The organism is Streptomyces sp. S465, assembly GCF_026898115.1.
GTDB lineage: Bacteria > Actinomycetota > Actinomycetes > Streptomycetales > Streptomycetaceae > Streptomyces > Streptomyces luomodiensis.
Genome location: NZ_CP114036.1, coordinates 236,895 through 250,073, shown reverse-complemented (window position 1 = coordinate 250,073; position 13,179 = coordinate 236,895). Strand labels below are relative to the sequence as shown.

At 72.2% G+C, this 13,179-nt stretch carries 12 protein-coding genes; 7 read left to right on the top strand and 5 right to left on the bottom strand.

The genetic code is table 11. The features are described 5' to 3' along the window. Positions 1–47: 47 nt before the first annotated feature. The gene (locus tag N6H00_RS01175) at positions 48–953 is read right to left on the bottom strand and encodes a helix-turn-helix transcriptional regulator (protein WP_268969599.1); all 906 of its coding nucleotides are present in this window, start codon (positions 951–953) and stop codon (positions 48–50) included. Between the two features lie 106 nt (positions 954–1,059). Between N6H00_RS01175 and N6H00_RS01170 the strand changes: the two genes are divergently transcribed. The 3 genes from N6H00_RS01170 to N6H00_RS01160 all read left to right on the top strand — a co-directional run bounded on the left by N6H00_RS01170 (position 1,060) and on the right by N6H00_RS01160 (position 3,656). Then, positions 1,060–1,620, top strand: coding sequence for a quercetin 2,3-dioxygenase (locus N6H00_RS01170; protein ID WP_268969598.1), 561 nt, complete (start codon positions 1,060–1,062; stop codon positions 1,618–1,620). A 123-nt stretch (positions 1,621–1,743) separates the two neighbouring features. After that, on the top strand, positions 1,744–2,730 hold the full coding sequence (locus N6H00_RS01165; RefSeq protein WP_268969597.1) for an amidohydrolase family protein: 987 nt from the start codon (positions 1,744–1,746) through the stop codon (positions 2,728–2,730). Next, positions 2,727–3,656 (top strand): alpha/beta hydrolase, encoded by a 930-nt coding sequence (locus tag N6H00_RS01160; protein WP_268969596.1) that lies wholly within the window; start codon positions 2,727–2,729, stop codon positions 3,654–3,656. The genes N6H00_RS01165 and N6H00_RS01160 overlap by 4 nt, the downstream gene beginning before the upstream one ends. A gap of 19 nt (positions 3,657–3,675) precedes the next feature. Here the strand turns inward: N6H00_RS01160 and N6H00_RS01155 are convergent, their stop codons facing one another. Further along, the gene (locus tag N6H00_RS01155; RefSeq protein WP_268969595.1) at positions 3,676–5,682 is read right to left on the bottom strand and encodes an ABC transporter ATP-binding protein; all 2,007 of its coding nucleotides are present in this window, start codon (positions 5,680–5,682) and stop codon (positions 3,676–3,678) included. A 768-nt stretch (positions 5,683–6,450) separates the two neighbouring features. Further along, positions 6,451–6,807, bottom strand: a complete 357-nt coding sequence (locus N6H00_RS01150) for a deoxyxylulose-5-phosphate synthase (RefSeq protein WP_268969594.1) — start codon at positions 6,805–6,807, stop codon at positions 6,451–6,453. A 390-nt stretch (positions 6,808–7,197) separates the two neighbouring features. Here N6H00_RS01150 and N6H00_RS01145 point away from each other — a divergent pair, with 390 nt between their 5' ends. After that, positions 7,198–8,238 carry a DMT family transporter gene (locus N6H00_RS01145; protein WP_268969593.1) on the top strand — a complete coding sequence of 347 codons (1,041 nt, stop codon included), beginning with the start codon at positions 7,198–7,200 and terminating at the stop codon, positions 8,236–8,238. A gap of 103 nt (positions 8,239–8,341) precedes the next feature. Here the strand turns inward: N6H00_RS01145 and N6H00_RS01140 are convergent, their stop codons facing one another. Continuing rightward, complete coding sequence (locus N6H00_RS01140) at positions 8,342–9,583, bottom strand: PP2C family protein-serine/threonine phosphatase (protein ID WP_268969592.1); 1,242 nt, start codon at positions 9,581–9,583, stop codon at positions 8,342–8,344. Between the two features lie 288 nt (positions 9,584–9,871). Between N6H00_RS01140 and N6H00_RS01135 the strand changes: the two genes are divergently transcribed. The 3 genes from N6H00_RS01135 (at position 9,872) to N6H00_RS01125 (ending at position 12,433) form a co-directional block, all read left to right on the top strand. Further along, positions 9,872–10,786: an NADP-dependent oxidoreductase gene (locus tag N6H00_RS01135; protein WP_268969591.1), complete on the top strand. Its 915-nt coding sequence runs from the start codon at positions 9,872–9,874 to the stop codon at positions 10,784–10,786. 97 nt (positions 10,787–10,883) lie between these two features. Then, positions 10,884–11,957, top strand: a complete 1,074-nt coding sequence (locus tag N6H00_RS01130) for an alkene reductase (protein WP_268969590.1) — start codon at positions 10,884–10,886, stop codon at positions 11,955–11,957. Positions 11,958–11,971: 14 nt separating this feature from the next. After that, the gene (locus N6H00_RS01125) at positions 11,972–12,433 is read left to right on the top strand and encodes a MarR family winged helix-turn-helix transcriptional regulator (RefSeq protein ID WP_268969589.1); all 462 of its coding nucleotides are present in this window, start codon (positions 11,972–11,974) and stop codon (positions 12,431–12,433) included. A 100-nt stretch (positions 12,434–12,533) separates the two neighbouring features. Here the strand turns inward: N6H00_RS01125 and panD are convergent, their stop codons facing one another. Continuing rightward, on the bottom strand, positions 12,534–12,956 hold the full coding sequence (panD, locus tag N6H00_RS01120) for an aspartate 1-decarboxylase (RefSeq protein ID WP_268969588.1): 423 nt from the start codon (positions 12,954–12,956) through the stop codon (positions 12,534–12,536). Positions 12,957–13,179: the final 223 nt, after the last annotated feature.

The window sequence follows — 13,179 nt, the reverse complement described above, 5'->3', positions numbered from 1 at the left end:
CACCGATTTCTGCGCCGATCTCGGCGACAGTCGCCGAGGACCGCTGCTCAGGGTCTGGCCACCGACCGGAACTCGGTCGGCGTCATACCGGTGCGCCGGTGGAAGAACGCGCTGAAGACCGTCGGGAGGGCGAATCCGACGCGCTCGCCGATGACGGCCTGCGCCAGCGAGGTGTGGACGAGCAGGCGTTTCGCCTCCAGCACCACCCGGTCGTCGATGTAGCGCTTGGCGCCGCAGCCGACGGCGGCCCGGGTGGCACGGGTGAGGGTGCGGGCGCTGTAGCCGAGCCGGGCGGCGTAGTCCTCCACGCGGTGGGTGCGGTGGAAGTCCTCCTCGACAGCCCGCCGGAACCGGTGGAACGGTTCGCTGCTGCCGGAGTCCCTCCGCCGTCGCGGGTCGGCGAGATGGACCAGCCGGATGACGATCACCGACAGCAGGTTGCGCAGTGTCTCGAGGTATGCCTCCAGCGCCAGGCCGGACAGCTCGGCGTGCTCCGCCACCAGCGCGTCCAGGAGGCCGAGCAAGGCGGCCTGACGGGGCGGGTCCGGTGTGATGAGACGGTGCGGGATGTCCTCGCCGTCCCGGATGAGAGCGTCCGTCGCCGCACTGGGGAAGCCGGACGGAAAGACCAGCGCGGTGGCGTCGCCGGCACCGGCTCCGTCCGGGAACCGGAGCACCTGCCCTGGCCACACCCACAGCCAGTCGCCCGCGCTCAGTGTGTACGAGGTGAGGTCCACCGAGCACTCCAGGCGCCCGCCGCGCACCGCGACGATCAGGTGGAAGGCCGGACGCGCGGGCATGGTGAGGGGCAGCCCCCGCTCGTCGGCGCGGGCGGCGAGTCCGGGAAGGTCGAGGACTTCCAGACCGGGTGGCCGACCGGGTGTCGGGCGGTACGACACGGCCGGGATGCCGGTCGCCGCTCGGTCGGCCGCGATCTGTCCGTTTTTCTTCATCGCCTGCCCGAGTCTACGCCGGCCGCTCCCACCCGCCCGTCCTAGATTGGCCGGCGGGAAGCGCCACCGACCCACGAGCCGTGACCCGCCCTCAGGAAGGATCGCCATGACGATCGAGTTCGCCACCCGTTACCGCCAGAGCTCCCGCATCCCGCCCGAGCCGGGCCGGCCCTACTTCATCGAGAAGGGCATGGGGGACCGCGCCCACCTCTTCACGGACCTGTTCACCATCTACGCCGGTGGTGAGCAGACCGAAAACACCTTCAACTTCTTCACCTGCGAGGGCCCCAAGGGCGACACCATTCCCGCTCACTCCCACCCGGACACCTACGAGGTCTTCTACATCACCGACGGCGCGGTGCGCCTGTTCGTCGAGGACCTGGCGGGCGAGCAGTACGAGAAGCTGCTCACCAGTGGTGACTTCGGGTTCGTCCCCAAGAACTGCCCGCACGCCTACCGCATCGAGCGCCATCACAGCCGCATCGTGGGCGTGGCCGCGGGCCCCGGCGGAACCTTCGAGCGGTTCTTCGAGAACCTCGGCACGCCCACGGCCGAACTCGGCCTCCCCCAGGAGCCGTTCGTGCCGGAGCCGCATGCGTTCGCCAGCGTGCCGCGCCAGTACGACGTGCGCTTCCTGCCCGACCACCAGTGGCGCACCGGCGGCTGAGCGACCACGCCTGTCCGAAGGCGCCGTTCGCCGGCCACTGATCGGCACGGACACCCCGGTAGCACGTGCCGAGTCGCCCGCACCGCCCCCCCGCACCGTCCGCCGAAGACACCGGAAGGGCCCATGTCCTGCGACACCCCTGGATACCTCGACGTCCACGCCCACTTCGTCACCGACTCCTACGTCCGCCAGGCGCGCGCCGCCGGGCACGAACTCCCCGACGGCGTCCCCGCCTGGCCCACCTGGTCGGCCACCGCCCACCTGGAGCTGATGGACCGCTGCGCCATCGAGACCGCGATGCTCTCGATCTCCTCCCCGGGCATCCACTTCGGCGACGACACCGCCGCCCGCCGCCTGGCCCGTGAGGTCAACGAGGCAGGCGCCGAGACCGTACGCGAGCACCCGGGCCGTTTCGGCCTGTTCGCCTCGTTGCCCCTGCCGGACGTCGACGGCGCCCTGGAGGAGATCGCCTACGCCTACGACGACCTGCACGCCGACGGTGTGATCCTGGAGACCAACACCCACGGCAGCTACCTCGGCAACGGGGACCTGGAGCCGGTGTGGGCCGAGCTCGACCGGCGCGGCGCGGTGGTTTTCCTGCACCCGACGTCCCCGGTGTGCTGGGAGCGGTCCGCCCTCGGCCGCCCCCGGCCGATGATCGAGTTCATCTTCGACACCGCCCGCAGCGTCACCGACCTGCTCATGGCGGGCACCCTGGAGCGCCACCGCGACCTCACCGTGATCGTGCCGCACTGCGGTGGCGCCCTGCCGGTCCTGGCCGACCGTATCGACGGATTCATGAACACGTTCATGCCGCCGCGCCCGGAGTCGCCCACCGCCGTCGAACAGCTCGGCCGGCTCTACTACGACCTCGCCGGACCCGTCCTGCCCCGTCAGCTCCCCGCCCTGCTGGGACTGGTGGGCACCGACCGGCTCCTGTACGGCAGCGACCACTGCTGGACCCCAGCCGCCGCGGTCCAGGCCCACATCGCGGGCCTGGACTCCGCTCCGGCACCCGAAGGCGCCGTGAGCTGGCGGGCGCTGACCACCGCCAACGCCCGCCGCGTCCTGCCCCGCACTCCCCGCCGACCTACGGAGTCCCCCTCGTGACCGACCGCGGCCCCATACCGCTCCCCCCGCACCTGCTGGCACCGCCCGACCCGGCGGCCCTGCCCCTGCCCCCGCCGGCCGCCCCCGCCGCGGGCGTGCGGCTCCTGCGCGGCGCCGTCTACGCGATACCGGACGGCAGCCGCCCGCTGACCGTCGACCTGTGGCTGCCCGAGGACGCCGCCGGATGCGTGCCCGTCGTCGTGTTCGTCCACGGCGGTGCCTGGCGCACGGGCCTGCGCGACGATCTCGGCCCGCGCTTCCGCCACTGGCGGCCGGGCCCCTTCGCCCGGTTGGCCCAGGCCGGGTTCGCCGTGGCCTGCCCCGACTACCGCCTCAGCGGCGAGGCGCCGCACCCCGCCCAGGCCGACGACCTGGCCGCCGCACTGGCCTGGCTCCACACCCACGCCGCCGGCCTCGGCCTCGACACCGCGCGGACCGTACTGTGGGGCGAGTCCGCCGGGGGACACCTCGCCGCCCTGACCGCACTGACCGGGCACACCCGTACCGACACCGCCACCATCACCGGCTGCGTCACCTGGTACGCCCCCACCGACCTGCCGGGACTCGCCGAGGACCGGCCGCCGGGCGCCTACGACCCGCACGACCCGGCCTCCTTCGAGGCCATGCTGCTCGGCGGGGCCCCGGCGGACAGACCCGAGGCGGCGCGCGACGCCAGCCCGGTCACCCATGTGAGCACGCACGCGCCGCCGTTCCTCATCCTGCACGGCACCGACGACGCCCTGGTGCCCGCCCGGCAGTCCGTCCGCCTCGCCGAGGCCCTGCGGGCGGCCGGGCACCACCCGGACCTGCACCTGGTCACCGGCGGCAACCACCTCTGGGTGGGCCTGGCCGACGAGGAGGTGACGGACTGCTACGCCCGCACCGTGGACTTCGCCCGTCGCCGTACGGACGCGGAGGAAGCCTGAGCCGAGCAGGATGTGCCGGTCATCCCCGTGGGGCCGGCAGTGTGCCCGCCGACGGGACGGTGTGCCCGTACTGCGCGGCCTGGGCGGTGAACATCCCCCGGTAGAGGCCGTCCTCGCGCGCCATCAGCTCTTCATGGGTGCCCTCTTCGACGACACGCCCCTGCTCGAGGACGTAGATGCGGTCGGCCGTCGCGGTCGCCGCGAGCCTGTGGGTGACCAGCACGACCGCACACCCCTCCCGGGCAAGGGACCGCAGTCCTTCGAACGCCGCGATCTCCGCATGCGGATCGAGCGCCGACGTCGGCTCGTCGACGAACAGGAACGGCGCGCCACGATAGAGGCTGCGCGCGGTGCCGAGCTTCTGCCACTGCCCGCCCGAAAGCTGGACACCACGCTCGTAGCCCTTGAAGACGATCGAGTCGAAGCCGTGCGGCAGTCCTTCGAGCAGCCCCAGCACATCGGCGGCCCGTGCGGCGTCCTTGACGCGGTCCATGTCCCGGGGACGGTCGCCGGCGCCGATGGCCACGTTCGCGGCGGCCGTCATCTCCCAGCGCGGGAAGTCCTGCGCCAGCATCCCGACCGCGCGGAAGACCTGGGCCCGGTCGGCCTCCCGCAGCTCGACCCGTTTGCCGTCCTCACCCTCCCACCACACCTCCCCCTCGCCGGGGACCAGCAGCCCGGCGAGCACCTTGGTCAGGGTGGTCTTCCCGGAGCCGTTCGCGCCCACCAGGGCCGTCACCTCGCCCCGGTGGACCGACAGGCTCACCCCCGTCAGCGACGGGGAGGCCGCCCCCGGGTAGGTGAACGACACGTCCTCCACCCGCACCGCGCGCACGGACGAGGGCAGCGGGGCCCCGGCGGACGGGATGGCGTGCTCGGTGGCCAGCTCGATGGCGGTCTCCGTGTCCGTGAGGAACAGCAGTTCCTCGTAGAGGCGGTTGACCTGCTGGACGAGGGAGGTGAGCCGTGCGGTCGAGTTACGGATGGCGATGACCGCGGTCCCGCCGACGGCGAGCGGCAGTCCACCGCTCGCCAGCAGCCACCACAGGACCCCGTAGCAGGCCAGCGACGCCAGACCCGCGAGGCCACCGGCGACCAGGTCCGTGGAGGCCTGCGCACGGGCCAGCCGCCGCTGCTCGGCCTCCGTCTGCCTGGACATCTCCTGGTAGCTCGACAGCAGCTTGCTCCCGGCCGCGTGCACGCGGATCTCTCCGGCCGCATGCGGGCGGGTCAGATACGACAGCAGCGAGACGATCGCCCGCCGGTGGTCGACCCAGGCCAGCCGTGAGACGTACTCGCGGCGCGCGGAACGCACCGCGCCCCACCCCTTCGGCAGCGCGATCGCCAGCAGCATCGGCAGGAGGGTCCAGTGCAGCGACGCCAGGACGACCGCGGCCGCCACCATGCCGATGAGCACATTGCCCACTCCCACCGACAGGCGGAGCATGCTGCGGGCGGAGTCGGTGCCGAACCTGCCCGCCTCCAGGACGCGCTGGATCTCCGGCCGCTCGGTCGCCTCCACCTCGACACGGGTGACGGCCTCGTAGTACCGCGCGGAGACGGCCCGTTCCACCTGGGGCTCCAGCCGGCCCGACATCGCCGTCGACCACGCCGCCAGCAGCGCCGCGCCCACCGCGGTGACGGCCAGCACCGTCAGCGCCGGCAGGGCGTCGCGGAGCTTGTCCGCGGTCGGGCCGTCCGCGAACAGCCGGGTGAGCATGGAGTTCACCGCGACCAGCCCCCACGCGGCCGTCACCCCCTGCCCGATCTGGGCCGCGACGACGCCGGCCAGGGCCCGTGGGTCCGTCCGCCAGCCGGTGCGCAGCACCATGCCCGCCATGCGCGGCAGCGCGGCGGCCATGTGCCCGAACGAGAGCCGGGTCAGCGGGCCCTCGTGGCGCACATAGGACTGGTCGTAGCGGAGTCTGCCCCCGTAGAGCTCGCGCTCCGCGTTGGAGATCCCGTCCTCGACTGTGGTGGTTTTCGCGTTCTGCGGCGTATCGCGGCGTGGTCCGGCCGTTGTCAACGTCGCTCCCTCCCGACGGTGTGGCGGTGTCGCCGGGTTCAACGACGCCGCCCGCCTTTCGAACACCTGTCTTTCGGCCGGTCTGTGAAACCCGGCGCTGCGCGGATGGCGGAAGGTGCCGGATGCATGGACCCTTGTCCCGCAAGAGCGCACCGCGCGGACTGGTTGGCCGAAACGCCGATGGCCCGCCGGAGGAGGCCGGAGCACATCGTTCGGCATCGAATACGTGGCCTGGCACCTCTCGCCGAGGTTCTGCCGACGATGCGCGGTCATCGGACGCCGTCTTCGGGCACGGTGGCCCTGACCGACGGAGGCGGAGCCGCCAGTGCGCCGTCGTGCGAACAGGCCGCCCTCGGCTTCGCGCTGCGATGCCTCGACGAGGCGGCTTCGCGTGACCGGAGGATCGCGGAAGCCCGCGCCCGGCCGGCGGAGCCTCGACGCCGCCCTCGACTCGCTCATCGCGCAGGCGGCTTACCGGGCGGTCGGGCCCGGCCGATACCCACCCCCGTGGGGCGTCGGCCAGGCCCTCCCGGGCCCCGTCAGGAGCGAGGCCGGTGGTGCCGGTCCCGCTCGCAGCAATGAGTTTCGCTGGTTGGGCCCCCTACCGCACCGGAAGACGGCCGGTCCGGGGCAAAAATGGGATGTCCCATCCCATGACCTGCGGGAAGAGAGACCGCGCTGAGGCCACGCTGGGACAGAACGAAGCCGTCGATGGTCCTGGAGGGGAGGTGCGGACGGCGGGCGGGCGCGGCCCCGTTCGCACCGTGCTCAACTCCGCGGTGACCGGTCCCGCCGCATATGAAGCTCATGGCGGACGAGCACCTGGGCGAACGGCTCCCCGGTAGTCCGGGCGTACCTCATCCGTTCGCGTACCTCGTGCAGGGTGCGGGGGCGGTAGCCGGGACCTCCACAGCAGCTCTTGTGGAATCGCACGCCCGCGTGGAGCAGCACGGAAAGTACCCTCCATCCCTGCGTGTCCCGTCGGCGAGGGGCGGCGAAGGCGGACCCCACGTGGATCATCGGCTTCGCGCAGCGCGGGCAGAGCCGGTCGTGGTCACCGAGGTAGGGCTGCTTGTACGAGGCCCGGCACGGCAGGCACACGTACGAGGTCTTCGCGGGAGGCATGCGCTCAGGCTAAATGCCACGCGCACCGGGGAGCGACAGGATTTCCACAGGCGCGGCGTGCCGCGTTGTGCCGCGGCCCTGGCCTCCGGCCTGCGCCGAGAACGCCGGGTGGCTCGAGGCCGGTCGCGGTGACAGCTGGCGCCGCACCGCCGAGGGCAGCGGACGGTCCTGAGCGCCGCCGTGGCCGTCCACCGTCGGGCACTCGCCCGGCTCCAGACGCTGCCCCCGCTCACCGAACCCCATGACGGCCGCGTCGTCTGCCGTGCATCGTTCCGCGGTTCGCGCAGAACGACCCGGCCCAGCGCATCACGTTCTGTGAAATCCGCCTTTCTCCGAACGACGTGCGCCCAGCGGTGTATCGGATCGGACTTCTGCTTAGTCTCGCTCGTCATGAGTACACGAACGAACGCCCCGGCATTCGGCGCGAGTCTGGTGCTGGCGGCGGCGGTGCTGTGGGGCACTGTCGGTCCCGCCCAAGTGCTGGCGTCCAGTTCCATGACGCCGGCGGCCCTCGGCGGGTGGCGGCTGCTCACGGGTGGGCTGGTCCTGGGGGCGTTCACCGTGCGCCCGAAAATGGTGCGGGCTCTCGCCGCGCGTACGGTCTTGAGCCCGTTGCTGATCTGCGCGTTCTCGACGGGCATCTACCAGGCGGCTTTCCTGTCCTCGGTGGCGCGGACCGGCGCGGCTCTGGCCACGGTGATCGCCCTGGGCACTGCCCCTGCGGCGACCGGCCTGTGTGCCCGGTGGGTCACCGGTGAACGGATGGGCACCGCCTGGCTGGTCAGCACGGTCGCGGCCGTCGCCGGCTGCGCTCTGCTGCTGGCACCGGGAAGCGCCCACGTGGATCCGCTCGGCCTGTTCCTGGCCGTGGCCGCCGGCACCTGCTACGGCCTGTACACGGTGTTCGCCAAGAAGCTGGCCGTCGTCGCTCCCGCCACCCACCTGCCCACGCTCTCCGCGCTCTCCCTGCTGGTGGGCTCCCTGTCCCTGCTGCCCTGGCTGGCCGAGGATGCCGCCCCGCTGCGCGACGAGGCCACCCTCGCCTTGATCGCCTGGCTGGGTATAGCCACCACCGCCGCCGCGTACTGGCTGTTCACCACAGGTCTCAGCCGAGTGCGGGCGACCACGGCCGGGACGCTCAGCCTCGCCGAACCCCTGGCCGCGGCCCTGATCGGCGTGCTCCTCCTCCACGAGCACCTCTCGCCCTCGGCGTGGGCCGGTTGCGCACTGATCTTCGCCGGAGTGATCACCACCTGCCTGCCCCAGACACCTCGCGGCCGTTCCGGGCGAAGTACGGCTGAACAGGTCCAGCCGCCCGAAGCGCGCGCTCTCCATCCGGACGCCGGCCGCGGACGCCGCCTGAGCGAGGCCGGAAGGTCCGGCGACCATCACGGGGTGCCGTCGGCGAGCGGCGGACCGACCGGCAGGTAGCTGACGGTGATCCGCCGTGCGTCGCCATCGCCGCGTGTCCGACGGCACGGGGCCGCGCGACGGCGGACCGGACAGCGAAACGCCGGCGTGTGCGTCCGCGGGGTCACAGCCGGACGACGATCAAGGCGATGTCGTCGCGTCCGCCGTTGGCCACGCCGAGCCGGGTGAGCAGGGTGTCGGCCAGTTGGTCGGGGCTGAGGCAGGTGTGGCGGGCGAGGGCGTCGGTGAGGCGGTGCAGACCGGCGTCGATGTCCTCGCCGCGGCGTTCGATGAGTCCGTCGGTGTAGAGCACCAGCGTGTCGCCCGGGGTGTAGGACACCGTGGCCTGAGGACGCTGGTCATGGCCGGCGAAGACGCCCAGCGGAGGGTCGGTGGCCTGGTCGAGCAGGACGACGGTGCCGTCCGACCGGGACAGGACGGGCGGGGGATGGCCGGCGCTGGTGTAGGTGATGTGCTGATGACGGGTGTCGATCACGGCCTTGACCGCGGTCGTGGCCAGTGCCCCCTCGAAGGCGCTGGCGTAGCGGCTGAGGACGTCCATCGCTCTGCCGGGCTCGTAGATGGCGCGGACGGCGGCGGACAGGGCGCTGCGGAGCATGCCCATGATGGTGGCGGCCTCCAGTCCGTGGCCGACCACGTCGCCGACCGCGACGGTGTAGGTGTCCTTGGAGAGGTCCACCACGTCGTACCAGTCGCCGCAGATGTTGAGTGATCGGGCGGCGGGCATGTAGCGCACGGCGATCTCTCGGTGTTCGGCCAGGTCGGGGGAGTGCAGCATGGCCTCTTGGAGGGTGAGGGCCGTGCGGCGCTCCCGGTCGTGGGCTTCGCGGAGTTCCTCGTTGAGGCGCTGGAGTTCCCGCATCCGCGTGTACAGTTCTGCCTCCATCGCCTCGCGCTCCCCGCCTGGATCCTCCGGCCGTGGGCGAGAAGGGCGGGTCAGCACGAACTCGGTCATGTCCTCCACCCGGTGGATGATCCACCGCACCTCTCCGTCAGGCCCGAGGACGGGGGTGTTGATGGGCGACCACCATTTCGCCCGGAACACTCCCGGGCGGCCGGAGACAGGGATGTCGTACTTCTGCACCGCCATCGTGTCCGGTCTCTTCGATTGCAGAACGCGCTGCAGGGAGGCGTCCAGATTGCGCACCCCGTCGGCATGCGGGTCTGCCGGATTGTCGGGGTGGACAGCGAAGAGGTACCGGCCGATCAGCTCCTCCCTGGTCCGGCCCGTGGCCCGCAGATAGGCCTCGTTGGCCGCGACGATCACCAGGTCGGGACTCAGCAGCAGGTAGGGGCTGGGCGTCACGGCGAACACTGCCTGGTAGTCGATCCGCGGTGTGGTCACGATGGGCTCCTGTCCGGTCCCCCCTGTCTCCTTACCGATTCTCGACCATGTGACCGGCCTTGAGCGGTGGCCTGTCGGTTCGCCGGAGGCGCCGCGTACTCGAACGACCGACTGGCGGCGCTCTCGGCCGGTGCGTCGAAGCCGTGCAGCAGCGCGGGAAGCCCCCGGTCGGTCCGCTCCGCAGCGGACCACACCCAATTACTTGGCTAGCCACGCAATCCGGTGCTATGTTTACGTGGTCGGCCACATAAGTGGCGCGACGACCCAGGTTCCGCTCAAGGAGTTGCCATGAAGGCCATTGTTTTCGACCGCTTCGGCGGCACCGAGGTCCTGCACGAGGCCGAGACCGGGATCCCCGAGCCCGGCCCCGGCCAGGTCCGCGTCCGGATCAAGGCGGTCGGGGTCAACCCGGTGGAGGGCAAGATCCGCTCCGGGAGCATGGCGGCCATCTTCCCCGTCCCGCTGCCCGCGACCCCCGGCAGTGAGATCGCCGGCGTCGTCGACGCCCTGGGCGAGGGCGTCGACCAGGTGAAGGTGGGGGACGAGGTGCTCGGCTGGTCCGACACCGGCGCCTACGCCGAGTACGCCCTGACCACCCCCGCCGCCATAGCGCCCAAGCCCGCCGGGCTGGACTGGACGCATGCGGTCGCGCTGCCGGTCGCGAGCGACGCCGCCGACCGCGTCCTGGACCTCTTGGACGTCAAGGCCGGGGAGACCCTGCTGATCCACGGCGCGGCCGGGGCCCTCGGCACCATCGCCGTCCAGCTGGCCACCGCCCGCGGCGCACGCGTCATCGGCACCGCCGGCCCCGGCAACCAGGAGTACCTCACCTCTCTCGGCGCCACAGCCACGACCTACGGCGAGGGCCTGGTCGAGCGGGTCCGCGCCCTCGCCCCCGACGGTGTGGACGCCGTCCTCGACGCCGCCGGCAAGGGTGCGCTGGAGGACTCCATCACCCTGCGCGACGGCACCGACCGGATCGTCACCACCGCCGACTTCCGCGCCGGAGAACTGGGCGTCGTCTTCGCCGAGGGCCCCCAGCGCAAGTCGGCCACCCGGCTGGCCGAACTCGCCCGTCAGGCCGCCACCGGCCGGCTGGTGACCACGGTCGGCGCCACCTACCCGCTCGGCGAGGCCGCCGAGGCCCAGCGGGCCAGCGACGCCGGCCACGGCCGCGGCAAGCTCGTCCTCACCGTCGCCTGAAACCCGCCCCGGCCGCCCCGCCCTTGCCCGCCGGGCCAGACCCTGCGTGCAGGGGTGGCCCTTGCCCGTCGGACCAGCCCCTCAAGGAGGAATCCTCATGCCCGACACCCCACTGGACGCCCTGTGGACACCGACCGCCATCGGCGACATCGCCCTGCCGCACCGGCTGGCCATGGCCCCGATGACCAGGGACCGCTCCACCCCGGAAGGCGTCCCGACCGGGCTGAACGCCGAGTACTACGCCCAGCGGGCCTCGCACGCCCTCATCGTCACCGAAGGAACCCAGCCCTCCGCCGACGGACAGGGCTATCTGCTGACCCCCGGAATCCACACCGAGGAGCAGATCGCCGGCTGGCGCAAGGTCACCGACGCCGTGCACACGGCCGGCGGACGGATCGTCATCCAGCTCATGCACACCGGGCGGATCGCCCACCCCGACAACACCCCGCACGGGCGGCAGCCGGTGGCCCCGTCCGCGATCCGCCCCGCGGGCACCATGTTCACCGCCTCCGGACCCCAGCCGATGCCACAGCCGCGCGAGCTGACCACCGGGGAGGTCGCCGCGACGGTCGAGGACTTCCGGCGCGCCGCCGCGGCCGCCGTCGAGGCCGGGGCCGACGGTGTCGAGATCCACGGCGCCAGCGGCTACCTCGTGCACCAGTTCCTGTCCACCAACGCCAACCGCCGCACCGACCGCTACGGTGGCTCCGTCGAGGGCCGCATCCGCTTCGCGCTGGAGGTCGCCACGGCGGTGGCGGAGGAGATCGGCGCCGGCCGCACCGGCATCCGGATCTCGCCCGCCAACCCGTACAACGACATCGAGGAGGACGACACCCACGAGCTGTACCCCGCCCTGGTCCGCGCGCTCGCCCCGCTCAACCTCGCCTACCTGCACATCGTCCACGCCGGGGACGAGGAACTGCTGGACACCCTGCGGACACTGTGGCCGACCGCCCTGCTGGTCAACCGGGCCGGTGCCGACCTGGCCGCCCGCGCGGCGGACATCGCCGACGGGCGTGCCGACGTCGTCACCGTCGGCGCGCCGGCCCTGGCCAACCCCGACCTGGTCGAGCGGATACGCTCAGGGGCACCCCTCAACACCCCCGACCCGACGACGTTCTACGGCGGCGGCGCGGCCGGATACACCGACTACCCCACGCTCGCGTCCTGAAGGAGGACCCACCCGTGACCGACCCCGCTTCCCCCATCCCGCAGTCCCCAGGCGCGGTCGGCGAGGGGCGGCTGAGCTACGCGGTCTTCCAGCTCTCCCGAGCCCACCGCGGCAGGGCCGCCGCCATGCTCCGGGAGATGCGTCTGCACCCGGGACAGGAACTGCTGCTGATGCAGCTGTTCGACAAGGACGGCCAGACCCAGTCCGAACTCCTCGAAAGCGTCGGGCTGGACCACTCCACCGTTTCCAAGTCGCTGCGCCGCATGCAGGAAGCGGGCCTGCTCACCCGCGAGCCGGCCGAGCACGACCGGCGGGTGATGGTCGTCCACCTCACCGAGAAGGGCCGCGCCATGCGGCAGCCGATCGCGGCCATGTGGCGGACCCTGGAGCAGGACTCGGTGGCGAACCTGACACCGGACGAGGTCGAGGCGTTCATCGCCATCGCGTACAAGATCGAGGGCGCGGTCAGGGACTGAAGGTCCACTGATCGCGCGCCCGCCCCCTGGGCGCAGCGCCACGTCCGACGCCGAACGGGCCGTCGCCGACATCGTCGGCGACGGCGGATGCGGCGATGGCTCAGGCGTGCGCGGCCGCGTGCGGAGGGCGGACGGTGTCTGTGCCGGGGGCGGGCTCGGCAGCGTCGTCGCCCAGCGCGATGATCCGGTTGGCGGCGTCGACATGGACGACGGCAGGCCGCAGGGTACGGGCCTCCGCGTCGTCGACCTGGGCGTAGCTGATGAGGATGACCAGGTCACCGGGGTGCACCAGATGGGCGGCGGCGCCGTTGATGCCGAGCACGCCAGTGCCTCGCTCGCCCTCGATCACATAGGTCTCCAGCCGGGCGCCATTGGTGATGTCGACGATATGTACCAGTTCGCCGGGGAGTAGGTCGGCGGCGTCCATCAGGTCGCGGTCAACGGTCACGGAGCCCACATAGTGCAGATCGGCCTGGGTCACGGTGGCCCGGTGGATCTTGGACTTGAACATGGTGCGCAGCACGGTACTGCCCTTCGGTGAAGAGGTCGCGTCCCTGTCAGGGTGCGCGCCGACGTATCCAGAGTAGACGCGGGTCCGGAGGAGCTGCCGAGGGGTCGGCGGGGCGTTCCGCGGCATCCCGGCCGTCGCCCCGGGGACAGGCCGGGGACAGGCTGTGTGGTACGGGAGAATCGGAGGTGCCGAGCGGGTCTGGACGGTTCGGCCGCCGGTCGTCAGACTCGGAGCG

Coding starts and splice junctions, on each gene's coding strand:
- N6H00_RS01175 (WP_268969599.1), bottom strand. CDS start 953: ATGAAGAAAAACGGACAGATCGCGGCCGACCGAGCGGCGACCGGCATC.
- N6H00_RS01170 (WP_268969598.1), top strand. CDS start 1,060: ATGACGATCGAGTTCGCCACCCGTTACCGCCAGAGCTCCCGCATCCCG.
- N6H00_RS01165 (WP_268969597.1), top strand. CDS start 1,744: ATGTCCTGCGACACCCCTGGATACCTCGACGTCCACGCCCACTTCGTC.
- N6H00_RS01150 (WP_268969594.1), bottom strand. CDS start 6,807: ATGCCTCCCGCGAAGACCTCGTACGTGTGCCTGCCGTGCCGGGCCTCG.
- N6H00_RS01145 (WP_268969593.1), top strand. CDS start 7,198: ATGAGTACACGAACGAACGCCCCGGCATTCGGCGCGAGTCTGGTGCTG.
- N6H00_RS01135 (WP_268969591.1), top strand. CDS start 9,872: ATGAAGGCCATTGTTTTCGACCGCTTCGGCGGCACCGAGGTCCTGCAC.
- N6H00_RS01130 (WP_268969590.1), top strand. CDS start 10,884: ATGCCCGACACCCCACTGGACGCCCTGTGGACACCGACCGCCATCGGC.